This is a genomic window from Cupriavidus sp. OTU4054 (assembly GCF_038440175.1).
Classification (GTDB): Bacteria; Pseudomonadota; Gammaproteobacteria; order Burkholderiales; family Burkholderiaceae; genus Cupriavidus; species Cupriavidus pauculus_D.
Genome location: NZ_JASATF010000013.1, coordinates 35514 through 51491, shown reverse-complemented (window position 1 = coordinate 51491; position 15978 = coordinate 35514). Strand labels below are relative to the sequence as shown.

Below are 15978 nucleotides of genomic sequence, written 5' to 3'. Positions count from 1 at the left end.
ACGGAGCCAGCATGCCATCCGCCAGCCAGCCACCTTCCCCGAAATACCACCTGCCCGCGTTCGCGTTCGTCGCGGGGTTCATTGACGTCATCGGCTTTATCGCGCTCGCGGGTTTGTTTACAGCACACGTGACCGGCAACCTGATCATGATCGGCGTCGCCTCGGTCGGCCATGCGGAGTCCCTCGCGCTCAAGGTCCTCGCGCTGCCGACGTTCGTCGTGGCGGTGGCGCTCGTGCGCATCACGGAAAAGCGCCTTGCGGCGCGGCAGCCCCATGCGGTGGCGATGCTGGTCGCCATCGAATGCCTGCTGCTGGCGCTGTTTGCCGTTGCCGGCATCGCGCTGACCGGCAGCACGGGGACGGCTGCCGTCTGGCTCGGCACCGCGACCGGACTGCTCGCGGTCACTGCGATGGCCGTGCAGAACGCACTCTCGCGCACGGCGCTGGCCGAGCTCGGTCCCACGACGATCATGACGGGCAATACGACGCAGGTGGTGATCGATGTCGTGGACCTGCTGTCCGCGGCGCCGGAAGAGCGTGCCGCGATTCGCGGGCGGCTGGCGAAGATGGTGCCGGGCGTGCTCGCGTTCGCGGCGGGAGCGATTCTCGGGGCGCGGCTGTATTTGTGGGTCGGTTACTGGGCCGCCTGGGTGCCGGTGGTCGTGCTGGCCACACTGAGCGGCACGCGCGTGCGGGCGGTCGGCGCGGCGAAATCTATTGCATGAAGCGATTGCATGAAGACAAGGCACGGTTGCCGGATTCGCATCGTTCGATGCGGTCCGGTCCGGTCAATCCGACGCTCAGCCGACGCTCAGCCGCCGCTCAGCGCGCGCTCGATGCAATGGATCAGATCGTCCTCGTCGAAAGGCTTCGAGAGGAACTGCGTCGCACCCGCGGCGCGCGCATTCTGTTCCATGTTGTCGCCAGCGAAGGCGGTCATCAGGATCACCGGCACTTCGCAGCCACGCGCACGCAACGCCTGGCACACGGCAAATCCGCTCATCGCGGGCATCTGTACGTCGCTGATGATGCAAGAGAGCGTATCGATACACGGCGCATCGAGCAGGTCTGGACCGCTCGCGTAGAGTTCCACGCGAAAGTCGAACGAGCGCAGCAGACGGCCAACCGCCACACGAACGGCCTCATCGTCATCGACGATGGCAATGGCATGCGTAGTAGCGGAAGCGGTCGGTGACATGGCACCGGAGACAGCAATCACACGGAATCCTTAAGGCTCCTCAGGGCGATAGCAGCGTTGTCGTGTCGTGACGGCTGCTATCTGAGGTGAGCATACTGGCACGCGACATATCTGGGTATCCCACAATTGGGTACTGTTCGCTCGTGGAACGAAGCCCCTGCCACCGTAACGTGCCACATGCGACACCGGTGCACAGCATCCGATCAGTGCGCTTCGTCCTTCGCGGGCGACTCGCGCGAGGCCAGCGGACCGGGCGTGCCCGTGATCTTCGGCACGCACTCCGCGTGGAACCACGCGACCGTAACCGGCTCGCCCGCCAGCATGCGTTTGATAGGCGGAACCACCTGTTCGCCGATCAGCATGCCGAGCAGCCCGATAAGCGCCACTGCGGGCGGCGCCGGCGAACGCACCTGCATCAGGGCATAGATGATGCCGACGAGCACGCCGGCACCGAGGGAGACGAGATAGAGTTTCATGGTTCGAATGCGAATAGTGTGAATGCGAATGACGCGCTGTAACGAACACTTGCTCAGGCAGCGGGCAGACCCACGCCGAGCAGATGCCGCACGCGCGGCGGCTCACTACCCGAGTGGAACTGTGCGATATCGCGCTGCACGTCGGCATCGGCGTTCGGCACACGCCGGTGCTGGCGCAGATGCTCGGCCCACGATTCCACGAGGAACCATTCGGTCATGAGGTCGGGGTCCGCGGGGTCTTCCATCACGCCCCAGTTGAACGCCCCGTCCCGCAGGCGTTCCTCGGATAGTTTGTAGACCGCGCGCAGGAAGTCGTCGCGATTGGCGGGCGTGACGCGGTATTCGATCAGGATCATCACCGGTCCGCGATCGTGCGTGATCCGGTCGGCCATGCCATCGGCCATTTCCGGTTCGGGCCAGTGCTGCGCGGGAACCAGGTCCTCCTCGCCGCGCGGCAGGCGCACGCGATGGAGCAGCGAGGCGGCGATCGCAAGGCCGATCGCGGCCATCAGCAGCGCGTGCGGCGTACCGAGCGCCTGCGCGACGAAGCCCCACAGCAGGCTGCCGCCCGCCATCGCGCCATTGAACACCATCTGGTAGACCGCGAGCGCGCGGCCCCGCACCCAGTTGGGCAGGATCGCCTGCGCGGCGCCGCCGAGCGTGGTGAGCGCCATGATCCACGCGGCACCGAGCAGCAACAGCAGCGGCAGCGCGAGCCATACGGGCGGCGCGAACGACAGCACGGCCATGACCACGGCGGTGACGGCGGCGGAGAGCAGCACCATGCCGTCGGCATCGAGCCGCTTCTGCAGCGGCGGCATGATCAGCGCGCCGGCAATCGCGCCCGCGCCCACCGCGCCCAGCAGCACGCCATACAGGCCCGCGCCGCCATGCAGAAGTTGCCGTGCGACGAGCGGAAGCAGGGCCCAGATGCTGCTGCCGAACGCGAAATGCACGGCCGCGCGCAGCAGCACGATATGAAGCTTGCTGTGCGCCCGCGTGAAGCGCAGGCCCGCGCGGAACGCGCTGAAGAAATGCTCGCGCAGCGGATCGGGCGGCTGCACGGGGCGCCGCCACCAGATCAGCGCGCCGATCACGAAGAGATAGCTGAGCAGGTCTGCCCCATACGTCGCCGATGCGCCGAATGCGGCCAGCAGCAGGCCGCCGGTGGCGGGACCGATCGCACGCGCGATATTCACGCCGAGCGCGTTCAGCGCCACGGCCTGCCGCAGGGTGCTCGGCGGGACCAGTTCGGGCACGATGGACTGCCACGTCGGTCCCATCATCGCGGCACCGATGCCGCCCACGAATGCGAGGCCGATCAGCAGTTCGATGGTCAGCGCGCCGCGCCACGCGAGCATCATCAGCGAGCCGCTGACGATCGCGAGACCGATCTGGATGACGATGAGAAAGCGGCGGCGGTCGAGGATATCGGACAGCACGCCGGCGGGAATCGCGAGCAGGAATACCGGCAGCGTGGCCGCGGCCTGGATCGTGGCGACTGCCGCGGGCGAGGTCGACAGGTCGGTGGCGAGCCACGCGCTGGCAACATCGCGCATGAAACTGCCGATGTTGCCGAGAATGGTGGCCACCCACAGGATGGCGAACGTCGGTTGCGCGAGCGGTGCGAAAGAGCCCGCGGCAGGTCTGGCGGTCGTCGAGGTCATGTATGCGGGTGGCGTCTTGGTTGCAATCAGGTGTTGAGGAATGCCAGCAGTTCGGCGTTGATTTCGTCGGCGCGCACCACGCACATGCCGTGCGCACCGCCCTTGACGACCTTGAACGTCGCGTTCTTGACGATCTTGGCGGACAGCGCGCCAGCGTCGTCGATCGGCACGATCTGATCGTCGTCGCCGTGCAGGATCAGCGTCGGCACGTCGATCTTCTTCAGGTCCTCGGTGTAGTCCACTTCCGAGAACTCCTTCACGCACAGGTAGTGGCCCAGCACGCCGCCGGTCATGCCCTGTGCCCAGAAGTTGTCGATGGTGCCTTGCGACACCTTGGCGCCCGGGCGGTTGAAGCCGAAGAACGGCAGCGCGAGTTCCTGATAGAACTGCGAGCGGTTGTCGGCGACGCCCTTGCGAATGCCGTCGAACACCTCCATCGGCAGGCCGCCGGGGTTCGCTTCGGTCTTGAGCATGATGGGCGGCACCGCGCCGATCAGCACGGCCTTGGCGACGCGCTTCGTGCCGTGGCGGCCGATGTAGTGCGCGACTTCGCCGCCGCCGGTCGAGTGGCCGACGAGCGTGGCGCCCTGGATATCCAGCGCGTCGAGTACGGCGCCGAGGTCATCGGCGTACGTATCCATGTCGTTGCCCTGCGCGGGCTGGTCCGAGCGGCCGTGGCCCCGGCGATCGTGCGCGATCACGCGGAAACCCTTCTGCACGAGGAACAGCATCTGCGCGTCCCAGGCGTCGGCGTTGAGGGGCCAGCCGTGGGAGAAGACGACCGGGCGGCCGCTGCCCCAGTCCTTGTAGAAAATGCGGGTACCGTCCTTGGTGGTGATGTAGCTCATGGCGATGGATCCATTGAAGTCATGGGAGGGGATGGTCAGACTAGACCTCGGACTGGGCCGCAACCATTGGCCCTTCGTATTAGTCGGTCGACCCATAATCGAGGTTCGTGAAGCCTCCGCCGCGAGAGCGGCGGACTCAGCCAATGGTATGGGTGGCAGTGACGGCGGCAGTGTGTTGAAATGCACGCCGGACGGTCGGGGTGGCCGTCCCTGGCGGCTGCATTGTGCCGCCCGCACCGCTGTATATAATCCGCACACGACGCCCACGAGCGGAACGGAGAGAAATCGTGACATCGCAGAGCGGGGAGCCTGCCGTCGCCAACGAAGACGCGATGGTGTTGATCGTCGACGACGACGCCATGCTGCGCGCGGGACTGGGCAACCTGTTCCGGTCGGTCGGCATGCAGGTCATGCTGTTCGGCTCGGCGGCCGAGCTGCTCGAATACAAGATGCCGGACGTGCCCTGCTGCCTCGTGCTCGACGTACGGCTGCGCGGCCCCAGCGGCCTCGACCTGCAGACCCGCCTCGGCCAGATGGGCATTCATATCCCGATCATCTTCATGACGGGCTACGGCGATATCGCGATGACGGTGGCGGCCATGAAGGCCGGCGCCGAGGATTTCATGGCCAAGCCGTTCCGGGACCAGGATCTGCTGGACGCGGTATCGGCGGCGCTCGAGAAAGACCGGCTGCGCCGCCGCGGCCTGCGCAAGGTGGAAGAGATCCGCACGAATTACGCCACGCTGACGCCGCGCGAGTCGGAGGTCATGGGCATGGCGGTGGCCGGGCTGCTGAACAAGCAGATCGCCGGCGAGATCGGCATCAGCGAGGTCACGGTAAAGATCCACCGCGGCCAGGCCATGCGCAAGATGAAGGCCCGCACGTTCGCGGACCTCGTGCTGATGGCCCAGCAGATCGGGATCTGCAAGACCGAGTAAGCTCCCCCGGGTAGGCTCCTACTTTCCTGCGTCGCGCTCGAGCACGAGCGCGCGCAGCAGCATCCGCGTCTGTTCCAGTATCACGCGCTGAATCCTGGTCGCCTCGTCGGGACCGATCGTTTCCCATCCCATTGCGCGCAATACGTTGCGCTTCTTCGTCGGAAACGCCGCGCCCTGGCCGTCGATCGCGATCGTGCGGATGCGCGTGATCTCGTCCGTCGCCGGGCGTCCGGTCAGCCGGCCGATCAGCGAGCTCGTGACGCCGAACAGCCGCTGGTTGAGGCCGCGGTCGAACAGGTCGAACGCGGCCGGCGGCCCTAGGCCCGCGCGTTCGCGCGCGAGAAACTGCCGCCACGGCGTGGTATCGCCACAGTCCGCCGCGAACGACACGAATACCGACTGGATGGCGAGGTAGGCGTCCATCAACGCGTCGTCGCCGGCCTCGCCCGCATCCGCCCGCGCCAGCACGGCCTCCGCCGCCGAGACCGTCGGCTCCAGCCGCGCCCAGACCCGGTCGATGATGAACTGGATGCAGGCGAGGTACACCCCTTCCTTGTTGTCGAAGTAGTACTGGAGCGCCGGCGCGTTGACGCCCGCGTGCCGGGCGATGTCGCGCGTGGACGCGCCCTCGAAGCCGTGCGTGCCGAACAGTTCCAGGGCTGCCTCGATGATCCGCGCGCGGGTTTCTTCCCCACGCTGGTAGCCGCCTTCCGCCGCGGGCCGGTGTCGCGCCATGTGTCCTTTCCTTTTGTGGTGTTTCGCTACAGGCCGAAATATAACAGTTGACACATTTTTTCCAAGTGGAATAATTGTGCGCTCCTATCGCAATTGCACGACGCATCCCTCATGTCGGCCTCCTCCTCCCCGTCCGTACCCGCGTCCTCCGTGGACACTCCGGCCAAGGCCGCGCCCGCACGGGCGTCCGGCCGCCGCCGTTTCCTGATCGTCGCCGGCGTGGTCGTGCTGGTCGCCGCCGCGGTCTACGGCGTGCGCTGGTGGACCTATGGCCGCTTTATCGAAAGCACCGACGACGCCTATCTCCAGGCGGACAGCATGGCCGTGGCGCCGAAGGTGACGGGCTATGTCGCCGAGGTGTACGTGCGCGACAACCAGCAGGTGACGGTGGGCCAGCCGCTCGTGCGCCTCGACAATCGCCAGTACCAGGCGGCGTTCGACGAGGCACAGGCCACCGTCAACGCGCGCCAGGCCGATGTCGCGCGGGCCGAGGCAGATCTCGCGCAGCAGAAGGCCCGCATTGCCCAGGCCGGCGCGCAGGTCGAGGGGGCGCGTGCCGACGCAACGTACGCGGCCTCGCAGGTGGCACGTTACGCGCCGCTCGTGAAGTCGGGCGCCGAGACCGAAGAGCGCAGCGCCGAGCTGCGCAACGCCCAGACGCGCGCGACCACGACGCTCAATGCCAACGAGGCATCGCTGAAGGTCGAACAGACGCAGGTCACGACGTTGCAGGCGCGCCTGCAACAGGCGCACGCGCAGCTTGAAGTGGCCGAAGCCAGCGCGCGTCAGGCCAGGCTCGATCTCGACGATACGGTCGTGCGGGCCACGCAGGCCGGGCGCGTGGGCGATCGCGGCGTGCGCGTGGGCCAGCTCGTACAGCCGGGCACGCGCCTGCTGACCGTGGTGCCCGTGCAGGAGCTCTATCTCACCGCCAACTTCAAGGAAACGCAGGTGGGTCGCATGCGTGCCGGGCAGACCGTGACCATCCACGTCGATGCGCTGCCGGGCGAGCCGCTGCACGGCACCGTGGATAGCCTGTCGCCGGGAACCGGCTCGCAGTTCGCGCTGCTGCCCGCGCAGAACGCCACGGGCAACTTCACGAAGATCGTGCAGCGCGTGCCCGTGCGTATCCACGTGGATGTGCCGAACGACGCGCGTCCGGTGCTCGTGCCGGGGCTGTCGGTCGTGGTCGATGTCGACACGCGGGCGCATGAGTCAAGCACGACCGCGGCCACCGGAGCCGCGCATGGCTGAGGCCGCCGCGGCCGCGGGCGCCGCGGGCAACCCTGCCACGCCGGCGCGGCAGCCCAACGCGAGCACGGGCGACTGGATCGCGGTCGCGGCGGGCTCGCTCGGCGCGCTGCTCGCGACGCTCGATATCTCCATCACGAACTCCGCGCTGCCCCAGATCCAGGGGCAGATCGGTGCGGCCGGCACCGAGGGCACGTGGGTGTCCACGGGCTACCTGATGGCCGAGATCGTGATCATTCCGCTGACCGCATGGCTCACGCGCGTGTTCGGCCTGCGCCGTTTCCTGCTGTGGAACGCGGTGCTGTTCACCGCGTTCTCGATCATGTGCGGGATGTCGCATTCGCTCACCGAGATGGTCATCGGCCGTATCGGGCAGGGCTTTGCCGGCGGCGCGATGATCCCGACCGCGCAGACGATCGTGCGCACGCGGCTGCCGCGGCATCAGATGCCCATCGGCATGTCGATGTTCGGGCTGATCGTGCTGCTCGGTCCGTTGCTCGGCCCCGTGGTGGGCGGCTGGCTGGCGGAGAACGCGAGCTGGCGCTGGTGCTTCTTCCTCAATCTGCCGATCACGATGGTGCTCGTGCCGCTGCTGTATTTCGGTCTGGAATCCGAGAAGCCCAACTACCGCAGGTTCGTCGACGCGGACTGGCTTGGCATCGTCGGCCTCGCCATCGGCCTCAGTTCGCTGACCGTGGTGCTGGAGGAAGGGCAGCGAGAGCGCTGGTTCGAGTCGCACCTGATCGTGTGGCTGTCGGTGGTCTCGGCAGTGGGCATCGGCATGATGATCGTGGGCCAGTTCACCGCGAAGCAGCCGATCGTACGGCTGCGCCTGCTGCTCAACCGCAGCTACGCGAGCGTGATCCTCATCGTATCGACGGTCGGCGCCGGGCTGTACGGCGTGGCCTATCTGCTCCCGCAGTTCCTGTCGACGATCTCCGGCTACAACGCCGAACAGGCCGGCGGCATCATGCTGCTATCGGGGCTGCCGGCGTTCCTGATGATGCCCGTATTGCCGCGCCTGCTCGGCAAGGTCGATAGCCGCTGGCTCGTGATCACGGGCCTCGTGCTGTACTTTGCCAGTTGCATGCTCGATATCTCGCTGACGACGGACAGTGTCGGGCACGACTTCGCGCTGTCGCAGATCCTGCGCGGTTTCGGGCAGATTCTGGCGATGATGCCGCTGAACCAGGCGTCGATGGCGGCCGTGGCCGCCGAGGAGGCCGGCGATGCGGCGGGCCTCTACAACATGGCGCGCAATCTCGGCGGCTCCATCGGCCTGGCGCTGCTCGGCACGCTGATCGACCGCCGCAACGCCTATCACGATGCCGTCATTCGCGAGTCGGTCACCGCGAACAGCACGATCGGCCAGGAACATATGGCGCAGAGCATCGGCGGCTTTATCGCGCAGCACGGCGATGCCGCGCACGCCAAGCTGCAGGCCGTGGCGCAACTGTCGGGCGAGATCGCGCGGCAGGCCGCGGTGATGACGTTCTCCGAAACCTTCTACGCACTCGGTGTCGCGTTGCTGCTCTGCATTCCGCTGGCACTGATGCTCAAGTCGCCGCGCGCGGGCGCGCCGCTTTCTTCCGGCCATTGATGCCGGCTCCGGACATGACACGTATTCCCTTTGCCCACCGCACGCTGGCCGCGCTGACTGCAATTGCCGCTGCATTGGCGGCCGCGGGCTGCACCGTCGGCCCCGACTACCATGGTGCGCCCGACGTTGCCGGCAACGCGCTGACCGCACCCGCGTTTCCGCATGCGCCGGTGCGCACCACCCCCGCGCCCGGCGTGGCCGACTGGTGGCACGCGCTTGGCGACACGCAGCTCGACGGCCTGATCGCCACGGCGCTGGCCAACAGCCCCGATATCCGCGCGGCGCAGGCTCGCGTGCGTCAGGCTCGTGCCGGCCTGCGCGGCAAGGAGGCCAACCTTCTGCCCAAGGCCAGCGTCGATGCGGCCATGCTGCGCACGCGCTCGCCGGACCTGTCGGCGCTCTCGTCCCAATCGGGCGATGGCAATGCGGGCGGCGGCGGTGGCCGGGGTCCGCTCACGCTCTATATCGCGGGCTTCGACGCCAGCTGGGAGCTCGACCTGTTCGGCGGCACGCGGCGCGCGGTACAGGCCGCCTCCGCCGAAGCGGAGGCTTCGTCGGAGGAGCTGGCCGATGCGCATGTGCAGCTGGCCGCCGATGTCGCGCAGGCCTACGTGAACCTGCGCGAGCAGCAGGCCAGCCTTGCGCATCTGCGCGCTTCGGAAAAACTGGAAGCGGACATCCTCGACCTCACGGAGCAACGCCGCGCGCGCGGCGTGGCGTCGCAGCTCGAGGTGGAGCGGCTGCTCACCCAACTGGAGAACACGCGCGCGCGCATCGCGCCCGTGGAGGCGGCGATCGTCGAAGCCAGCGATCAGCTTGCGCAATTGACCGGCCGCGGTCCGGGCACGCTCGATGCCGAACTCACGGACGCCAGGCCGCTGCCGCAACTGCCGGAAACCGTCGCCGTGGGCGATCCGGCCGCGCTGCTGAAGTCGCGGCCCGATATTCGCGCGGCGGAGCGGCGGCTCGCGTCGCGTACCGCGCAGATCGGATCGGCCAAAGCCGACTGGTTCCCCAAGGTGTCGCTGCTGGGATCGCTCGGTTATTCGGCGGCCGTGCCGGGCCACCTCGTGCGCAAGGACAACGCGACATGGCTCACGCTGCCGCGCCTGCAATGGAACGCGCTCGACTTCGGCCGCGTGGCCGCCAACGTCGATAGTGCCGAAGCCGGCCGCGACGAGGCACAGGCCACGTACGAGAGCACGGTGCTCAAGGCACTGCGCGATGCCGACATCGCGCTCTCCCGCTATGGCTATCAGCGCGAGAACGTCGTGACGCTGCGTCGCGTGGAGGCGTCGGCCGAGCGAGCCGCCACCCTGCAGCAGCAGCGCTATCGCGCGGGCACGGCGAGCTTGCTCGAGTGGCTCGACGTCGAACGCACGCGCGTGGTGGCACAGCAAGATCGCATCTCGGGCGATGCGGGATTGCTGCGCGACTACGTCTCGCTGCAGAAGTCGCTCGGTCTGGGCTGGACCAACGGCGGCTGACCCTATAACTCGTCATGGCGCGGGGGCCGGAATCCGTTGCGATAGGCCAGCGCGGCGTCTGCCTCGCCGTGGACCGGGAACGTGACGGTGCGGTGCCCGTCGTCCCGCGCCAGATCGAGGTACGCCTGTATGGCAAAGCTGTCGATGTCGATCAATCGAGGCTGCCCGGGTAGCGCCAGCACGGAGTCGGGGGCAAGGAGCAGATCTTCGATGTCCGAGTGCGGCATGGCATCGGCCTCCTCGGGATCCTCGCTGACCGTTGCGCGGAGGATGCCCAGGGGCGCGCCGTGGCGGGTCACATACAGATAGATCTCGCTGGGATCGCGATTCGAAATTTGCTCGCGCACGACGTAGGCATGCCAGCGCGCGGCGCGGGCGGCGTCGCGCAGGTGAGCCGGCAGCGTGGCATCGTCCGCGGCCGCGGCGTAGCGCTCATGCCAGCGCGTCGCGACACCGAGCACCGTTTGCCAGTCCCGATCCGAGGCGCCGCGCCATCCTCCCATCGCCGTCTGCTGAAAGTGGATGACCGCAAGATCGATATTCGCCAGCATCGTCGGGGCGCCATGCTGCCCGGCCAGATGCGGGGTCACGGCGTGGGACCCGCGCCGTAGCGTGACGGGATAGACATAGTGCAGTGCCGCATGGGCGTTGCCGGCCGCGGCGATCGCGGCGGTTGCGGCGTCGCGAAACGCATCGTCGAGAACCCGGCGCCACGACGGACCCATTGCGTGCGCGTGGTCGCGGACGTGACGCTCGAACTGCGGTGTCCAGGTGCCGTGGAGACCCGATGGCTGACCCAGGCCGGCCCGATCGATCGCCGTGCCGAAGGCTGCCGTATCCCAGCGGCTGCCCGTCAACAGGCGGTAGAGCGCGATGACCAGTTGCACGCGGACCGTGCAGGGGTCGATCTGGCGCCGGGTACGACGGTCGCCGGGCCCGTCCCGCGCCTGCGCCGCGCACGCGCGCGACGCGGCGTATCTCGCCACCGGATCGGCCCCGGGATCGGCGCCGGGGTTGGCCGCAGGGTCGTCTTGCGGCGCCACGCACCGCTCCGCGAGCGTGCGGCCGCGGGTCGGATCCGACAGGGCCCGCAGGCATTGCGCGACGTTGGATCGCCGCGTGCCGGGGTCCGGCGACGGCTGCGCATAGGTGGCGGCGAGCATCAGCATCAGGATATCCATGGGGTTTGTCCAGGAGCGCGTGGCGCCGGAAAGATGACGGTAGCGTGGGCGCCCGCATTCGCTCAATCGCCGAGCCGCCAATTGCGTCGCGCCGACGGGGTTAAACTGCGGGGCTTCTCCCCCGATCCCGGTGACTCATGCATTTCAACGCGAACGACAGCATCCTTGTCAATATCGTGGCAAGCGCGATCATCGTGCTGGTTGGCACGCTGATCATGAAGCTCGTCAACCGCTTCTTCCAGGCGCGGCTGCAGGCGGACAACCGTGGCAGCTATCGCGCATGGACCGTTGCCACGCGGAACATCGTGGCGGCCATCATGTTCATGCTGCTGCTCGGCATCTGGGTGTCGGAACTCAAGAGCGTGGCCATTTCGCTGGCGGCGTTCGCGGCGGCCATGCTGCTGGTCGGCAAGGAACTCGTGATGTGTTTCCTTGGCGCCTTCATGCGCATGATCTCGCGCCCGTTCCAGCTTGGAGACCTCGTCGAGATCGGGCCGTTTTCGGGCGAGGTCATCGATATGGACGTGCTGTCCACGACGCTCGTGGAGGTTGCGCCCGCGCGCCAGTACACAGGTTTCACGGTGCTCGTGCCCAACAGCATGTTGCTGACCACGGCCGTGCGCAATCACTCCAAGGCCGGCGGCTACGCGCTGGACATGGTGCGCATTCCGCTGCCGGTCGGCACCGATCCCGATGCGGTGGAGGCCGGCCTCCTCGCGGCCGCGCGCGAGGCATGCGCGGCGTTCATGGACGAGGCCGGCCGCGAACTGCGGCGGTATGGCGACATGCGCTTCGTCGATCTGTCGCAGTTCGAGCCGCGCGTGGTGTTCGACCCCGTGGACGCCGGCCGCTACGACGCCGTGGTACGGTTTCCGGTCCCCATCGGCTCCCGCCTGCCCGTGGCGCAGAAGATTGTGCGCGCTTACTACCGGCACAGTGCCCAACAGAAAGAAACGCCCGTGTCAGACGCTGGATGACTTCCCAAAATCACGCGCCGGTGTAGTGTTCGGGTAGCCACGCCCGCGACGTGGCACCGGACAAGAGCGGATGACTGGCAGGTGTCGAGGGAGAGTGGATCATGGCGTCACGGGTTGCGCGGTCATGCGTCGGGCAGTCATGGGTGGGGCGGTCATGGGTAGCGGTATGGCTTGCGGCCGCCATGATGGCCGTGCTGCTGGGGGGATGCGCGGGCCTGCCCCCCAACGAGGGCCGCACCCGGACCACCGCGATCACGGACAACGCCGACACGGCGCTCGGCAAGGCGCTGGCGCCCCGACTGGCCCGCAATCCCGGGCAATCGATCTTCTATCCGCTGGGCACCGGGCCCGATGCGCTGGCCGCGCGCCTGGCGCTGGCCCGGGCGGCCACGAAATCGCTCGATCTCCAGTATTACATCTTCGACGCCGACCACACGGGCAAGGCGCTGATCGGTGACATCATCGATGCCGCCGACCGCGGCGTGCGCGTGCGCATCCTCGTCGATGACCTGCACGCGGACAAGTCCGACAAGGTCTGGGCCGCGGTGGATTCCCACCCCAATATCGAGGTCCGGCTGTTCAATCCGTTTGCCCAGCGCGGCGGGCGGTGGCTCCAGCTGCTGGTCGATTACGGCCGGCTCAACCGCCGGATGCACAACAAGCAGATGACGATCGACAACCTCGTGACGATCGTCGGCGGCCGCAATATCGGCGATGCCTATTTCTCGGCACGGCCCGACGTCGATTTCTCGGACCTCGACGTCATGGTCGCCGGCCCGGTGGTCCCGGCGGTTTCGGCCACCTTCGATCAGTACTGGAACGACGAGAGCGCCTATGCCGTGGCGACCCTCGTGCCCGAAGGGAAGGAAGCGCCGGCCGAGATGCGGGCGATGCGCAAGCAGATTCAGGAAGAGGGCGAGGCGGCACGGGCCAGCCCCTATGTACAGGAGCTGCTCGACTCCGGTCTGGCCAAGGGCATCGAGGCGGGCCGGCTGCCCGGCTACGTCGGCGGCGGAAGCGTGATTGCGGACCGCCCCGAGAAGATCAGGGAGGATCCGGACGACGCGTCGTCGCACGGCAGTCCGCAGCTGCGCAAGCTGCTGGAGCAGGCGAAATCGGATCTGGTGCTGGTCTCGCCGTATTTCGTGCCCAACGAAGACGGCATCGACTGGTTCAAGGCGCAGATTCAGCGGGGCGTTCATATCCTCGTGCTGACGAATTCGTTCGAGGCGACCGACGTCGCGGCCGTGCATGCCGGCTACGCGCCCTGGCGGAAGAAGCTGCTGCATGCCGGCGTGGAGTTGTACGAGCTCAAGGCGACCGCCTTCGGCGACCTGACCCGCACGACCAAGAAACCGCGCATGTTCGCTTCCTCGCGCGCGAGCCTGCATGCCAAAGCCTATATGGTCGACCGTCAGCGGCTCTATATCGGCTCGCTGAACCTCGACCCTCGCTCCATCCGGCTCAACACGGAGATGGGCGTGGTCGTGGAAAGTCCCACGCTGAGCCAGCGCTTTGCCGACAACATGGACAAGACCCTGCTCGACGTCGCCTACAAGGTGGGGCTCAGGAAGGACGAGAACGGCAGCGAAACGCTCACGTGGACGACGCGCGAGCAGGGCGGCGCGATGGTAACCGTGGACAAGGAACCCGGCATGAGCGCGTTCCAGCATATCGGCGTCAATCTGCTGCGCCTGCTGCCGATCGAGGACGAGCTCTGATCAATCGGCGTCGCCGAGCAGGCCATTCGCCTTGGCGTATTCGTAGAGCTCGTAGTCGTTGCTGAGCCCGAGTTTCTTCATGGCCACGCTCTTCTGCGCGCTGATGGTCTTGGCGCTGCGGTTGGCCACGCGCGCGATCTCCACGAGCGGAATCCCCTGCGCGCAACGGCGCAGTACCTCGAGCTCGCGGCGGCTCAGGCGCGGGCCCGGTTCGGGACGGTCGGGGTGGGCGAGGGACAGCATCGACTGCACGAGCGGCGTGACGTAGTGCTGGCCGCGGAATGCGGCGCGGATGGCCGGAAACAGCTGCTCGACTTCGTCGGCCTTGTTGATGATCGACGACACGCCGACTTTCCAGATATTGCGGATAAGCGCGGGATTGTCGAGCATCGTCATGACGACGATGCGCGTGGTCGGGTACCTGCGGCGCAGCAGTTGCAGCATCGGCAGGCCGTCGCCGAACTGGCCGCCCGGCATCGCATAGTCCGTCACGATGACGTCGCACGCGGCGGTATCGAGCCGCCGCACGAGTTCCGTGGAATTGGCTGCATGACCGACGATCTCGACGCCGTTGCCCTGCGCAAGCGCGCGGGCGATGCCATCGAGGACAACGGGATGGTCGTCGGCAACGATAACCTTGATCATGACAGTCGGGTTCCAGCGCAGCGAAAGCAGGGGGCGACAAGCGGCCCCAGATAATAGGATTTCTCCTAGGCTGCGGGGCTAGGCCTGTACTTAAATCGCGCTGTGAATATTAGCCAAACTGCGGTGTTACAGGGGACGACTCCGCCTATGCAGACTCTGCGCGCGCGGGGTCGTGCCGGCATTCCGCCTAATTGGCAAACTGCTCGAGGACCGTCGTCATCGTCTGCAGGCCCGCTTCGATCAGATGCTGCATGTACGCGCTCATCTGCGGCATTACCAGCATCAGCACGAGCATGCCGCCGGCCAGCGTGATCGGAAAGCCGACCGCGTAGATCGACAACTGCGGCGACGCGCGGTTCAGGATGCCCAGGGCCAGGTTCAGCGTGAGCAGCGTGGCGATCATCGGCAGGGCCAGCAGCGTGCCCCAGGCGAAGACCAGCGATCCCGCGCGTGCGATCGCACCCCAGCCGTGGCCCGAAAGCGGCGAGGCCGCGATCGGCAGCCCGTTGAAACTGTCCACCACGGTGGCGAGCATGGTCAGGTGGCCGTCCACCGCCAGAAACATCAGCGTCGCCACAAGGTTCATGAAGCGCGACAGGACCATCGTCTGGCCGCCCGAATTGCGGTCGTAGAACGACGCGAACGACAGGCCCATCTGCAGGCCGGTGTATTCGCCGGCCACCTGCACCGCGGCGAACACGAGCCGCATCGTGAAACCCATCGCCACGCCAATGCCGACCTCGTTGACGATGATCAGCAGCCCTTCGTACGAATACGCGGGCACGGCGGGGATATTGGAGAGGGTGGGCGAGACGACTGCCGCCAGCAGGCCGGCCAGGGCAACCTTGGCGCGGCGAGGGATGCTCGACTCACCGAACAGCGGCGCCGTGGCGATCAGGGCAAGCAGCCTGAACATGGGCCACAGGAACGCGGCGATCCAGCCGTAGAGCTGGTCGGTGGTGACGTCTAGCATGGAAGGCCGCTCAGCGCGCCATCGCGGGAATGCTTTCGAACACTTCCCGCATGTAGTCGACGTAGGTGTTGATCATCCACGGACCGACCAGCACCATCGTGATGAACAGTGCGAGCAGCTTGGGGATGAACGTCAGCGTCATTTCGTTGATCTGCGTCGCGGCCTGGAACAGGCTCACGACGAGGCCGGCCACGAGCGCGACCAGCAGCAGCGGCGCGGACAGCATCAGCGTCATCTTCATCGCCTGCGTGGCGATGGTCATCACTATCTCTGGCGTCATG

General features: G+C 67.1%; 16 protein-coding genes. 7 read left to right on the top strand and 9 right to left on the bottom strand.

The window, feature by feature from the left end; translation table 11 throughout:
- Positions 1-11: 11 nt before the first annotated feature.
- Positions 12-725: a YoaK family protein gene (locus AAHB16_RS16635; protein WP_150376306.1), complete on the top strand. Its 714-nt coding sequence runs from the start codon at positions 12-14 to the stop codon at positions 723-725.
- 86 nt (positions 726-811) lie between these two features.
- On the opposite strand, the gene AAHB16_RS16630 is transcribed toward AAHB16_RS16635, so the two are convergent.
- The 4 genes from AAHB16_RS16630 to AAHB16_RS16615 all read right to left on the bottom strand — a co-directional run bounded on the left by AAHB16_RS16630 (position 812) and on the right by AAHB16_RS16615 (position 4189).
- A complete protein-coding gene (locus AAHB16_RS16630; RefSeq protein ID WP_342051493.1) occupies positions 812-1219 on the bottom strand; it encodes a response regulator transcription factor in 408 nt (135 codons plus the stop codon).
- Between the two features lie 182 nt (positions 1220-1401).
- Positions 1402-1674, bottom strand: coding sequence for a XapX domain-containing protein (locus AAHB16_RS16625; RefSeq protein ID WP_150376310.1), 273 nt, complete (start codon positions 1672-1674; stop codon positions 1402-1404).
- A 53-nt stretch (positions 1675-1727) separates the two neighbouring features.
- Positions 1728-3341, bottom strand: a complete 1614-nt coding sequence (locus tag AAHB16_RS16620; RefSeq protein WP_150376312.1) for an MFS transporter — start codon at positions 3339-3341, stop codon at positions 1728-1730.
- Between the two features lie 26 nt (positions 3342-3367).
- Positions 3368-4189 (bottom strand): alpha/beta fold hydrolase, encoded by an 822-nt coding sequence (locus tag AAHB16_RS16615; RefSeq protein WP_150376314.1) that lies wholly within the window; start codon positions 4187-4189, stop codon positions 3368-3370.
- 287 nt (positions 4190-4476) lie between these two features.
- Here AAHB16_RS16615 and AAHB16_RS16610 point away from each other — a divergent pair, with 287 nt between their 5' ends.
- Positions 4477-5127, top strand: a complete 651-nt coding sequence (locus AAHB16_RS16610) for a response regulator transcription factor (protein WP_150376316.1) — start codon at positions 4477-4479, stop codon at positions 5125-5127.
- 18 nt (positions 5128-5145) lie between these two features.
- Here AAHB16_RS16610 and AAHB16_RS16605 read toward each other — a convergent pair whose 3' ends face one another.
- Positions 5146-5862, bottom strand: a complete 717-nt coding sequence (locus tag AAHB16_RS16605) for a CerR family C-terminal domain-containing protein (protein ID WP_342051492.1) — start codon at positions 5860-5862, stop codon at positions 5146-5148.
- 111 nt (positions 5863-5973) lie between these two features.
- On the opposite strand from AAHB16_RS16605, the gene AAHB16_RS16600 reads away from it, so the two are divergent.
- Genes AAHB16_RS16600 through AAHB16_RS16590 form a run of 3 tightly spaced genes read left to right on the top strand, consistent with a single transcriptional unit; the run spans position 5974 to position 10200 of the window.
- Positions 5974-7116: an HlyD family secretion protein gene (locus AAHB16_RS16600; protein ID WP_150376320.1), complete on the top strand. Its 1143-nt coding sequence runs from the start codon at positions 5974-5976 to the stop codon at positions 7114-7116.
- Entirely contained in the window at positions 7109-8713 is a 1605-nt protein-coding gene (locus AAHB16_RS16595; RefSeq protein WP_342051491.1) for a DHA2 family efflux MFS transporter permease subunit, read from the top strand. The genes AAHB16_RS16600 and AAHB16_RS16595 overlap by 8 nt, the downstream gene beginning before the upstream one ends.
- Positions 8714-8727: 14 nt before the next feature.
- Positions 8728-10200 (top strand): efflux transporter outer membrane subunit, encoded by a 1473-nt coding sequence (locus tag AAHB16_RS16590; RefSeq protein WP_342051490.1) that lies wholly within the window; start codon positions 8728-8730, stop codon positions 10198-10200.
- 2 nt (positions 10201-10202) lie between these two features.
- On the opposite strand, the gene AAHB16_RS16585 is transcribed toward AAHB16_RS16590, so the two are convergent.
- Positions 10203-11381 (bottom strand): hypothetical protein, encoded by a 1179-nt coding sequence (locus AAHB16_RS16585; RefSeq protein ID WP_342051489.1) that lies wholly within the window; start codon positions 11379-11381, stop codon positions 10203-10205.
- Between the two features lie 137 nt (positions 11382-11518).
- Between AAHB16_RS16585 and AAHB16_RS16580 the strand changes: the two genes are divergently transcribed.
- Together AAHB16_RS16580 and AAHB16_RS16575 are read left to right on the top strand one after the other, a co-directional pair.
- On the top strand, positions 11519-12358 hold the full coding sequence (locus AAHB16_RS16580) for a mechanosensitive ion channel family protein (protein ID WP_150376328.1): 840 nt from the start codon (positions 11519-11521) through the stop codon (positions 12356-12358).
- 101 nt (positions 12359-12459) lie between these two features.
- On the top strand, positions 12460-14079 hold the full coding sequence (locus tag AAHB16_RS16575; protein WP_342051488.1) for a phospholipase D family protein: 1620 nt from the start codon (positions 12460-12462) through the stop codon (positions 14077-14079).
- On the opposite strand, the gene AAHB16_RS16570 is transcribed toward AAHB16_RS16575, so the two are convergent.
- The 3 genes from AAHB16_RS16570 to fliQ form a co-directional block, all read right to left on the bottom strand.
- Positions 14080-14724 carry a response regulator transcription factor gene (locus AAHB16_RS16570; protein ID WP_342051487.1) on the bottom strand — a complete coding sequence of 215 codons (645 nt, stop codon included), beginning with the start codon at positions 14722-14724 and terminating at the stop codon, positions 14080-14082.
- 187 nt (positions 14725-14911) lie between these two features.
- Positions 14912-15697, bottom strand: coding sequence for a flagellar biosynthetic protein FliR (gene fliR / locus AAHB16_RS16565; protein WP_150376334.1), 786 nt, complete (start codon positions 15695-15697; stop codon positions 14912-14914).
- 10 nt (positions 15698-15707) lie between these two features.
- Entirely contained in the window at positions 15708-15977 is a 270-nt protein-coding gene (gene fliQ / locus AAHB16_RS16560) for a flagellar biosynthesis protein FliQ (RefSeq protein WP_150376336.1), read from the bottom strand.
- Position 15978: the final 1 nt, after the last annotated feature.

What these genes read in the sequence shown, in the direction of transcription:
- AAHB16_RS16635 (WP_150376306.1), top strand. Translation starts at nt 12, where the DNA reads ATGCCATCCGCCAGCCAGCCACCTTCCCCGAAATACCACCTGCCCGCG.
- AAHB16_RS16625 (WP_150376310.1), bottom strand. Translation starts at nt 1,674, where the DNA reads ATGAAACTCTATCTCGTCTCCCTCGGTGCCGGCGTGCTCGTCGGCATC.
- AAHB16_RS16620 (WP_150376312.1), bottom strand. Translation starts at nt 3,341, where the DNA reads ATGACCTCGACGACCGCCAGACCTGCCGCGGGCTCTTTCGCACCGCTC.
- AAHB16_RS16615 (WP_150376314.1), bottom strand. Translation starts at nt 4,189, where the DNA reads ATGAGCTACATCACCACCAAGGACGGTACCCGCATTTTCTACAAGGAC.
- AAHB16_RS16605 (WP_342051492.1), bottom strand. Translation starts at nt 5,862, where the DNA reads ATGGCGCGACACCGGCCCGCGGCGGAAGGCGGCTACCAGCGTGGGGAA.
- AAHB16_RS16600 (WP_150376320.1), top strand. Translation starts at nt 5,974, where the DNA reads ATGTCGGCCTCCTCCTCCCCGTCCGTACCCGCGTCCTCCGTGGACACT.
- AAHB16_RS16595 (WP_342051491.1), top strand. Translation starts at nt 7,109, where the DNA reads ATGGCTGAGGCCGCCGCGGCCGCGGGCGCCGCGGGCAACCCTGCCACG.
- AAHB16_RS16590 (WP_342051490.1), top strand. Translation starts at nt 8,728, where the DNA reads ATGACACGTATTCCCTTTGCCCACCGCACGCTGGCCGCGCTGACTGCA.
- AAHB16_RS16585 (WP_342051489.1), bottom strand. Translation starts at nt 11,381, where the DNA reads ATGGATATCCTGATGCTGATGCTCGCCGCCACCTATGCGCAGCCGTCG.
- AAHB16_RS16580 (WP_150376328.1), top strand. Translation starts at nt 11,519, where the DNA reads ATGCATTTCAACGCGAACGACAGCATCCTTGTCAATATCGTGGCAAGC.
- AAHB16_RS16575 (WP_342051488.1), top strand. Translation starts at nt 12,460, where the DNA reads ATGGCGTCACGGGTTGCGCGGTCATGCGTCGGGCAGTCATGGGTGGGG.
- AAHB16_RS16570 (WP_342051487.1), bottom strand. Translation starts at nt 14,724, where the DNA reads ATGATCAAGGTTATCGTTGCCGACGACCATCCCGTTGTCCTCGATGGC.
- fliR (WP_150376334.1), bottom strand. Translation starts at nt 15,697, where the DNA reads ATGCTAGACGTCACCACCGACCAGCTCTACGGCTGGATCGCCGCGTTC.
- fliQ (WP_150376336.1), bottom strand. Translation starts at nt 15,977, where the DNA reads ATGACGCCAGAGATAGTGATGACCATCGCCACGCAGGCGATGAAGATG.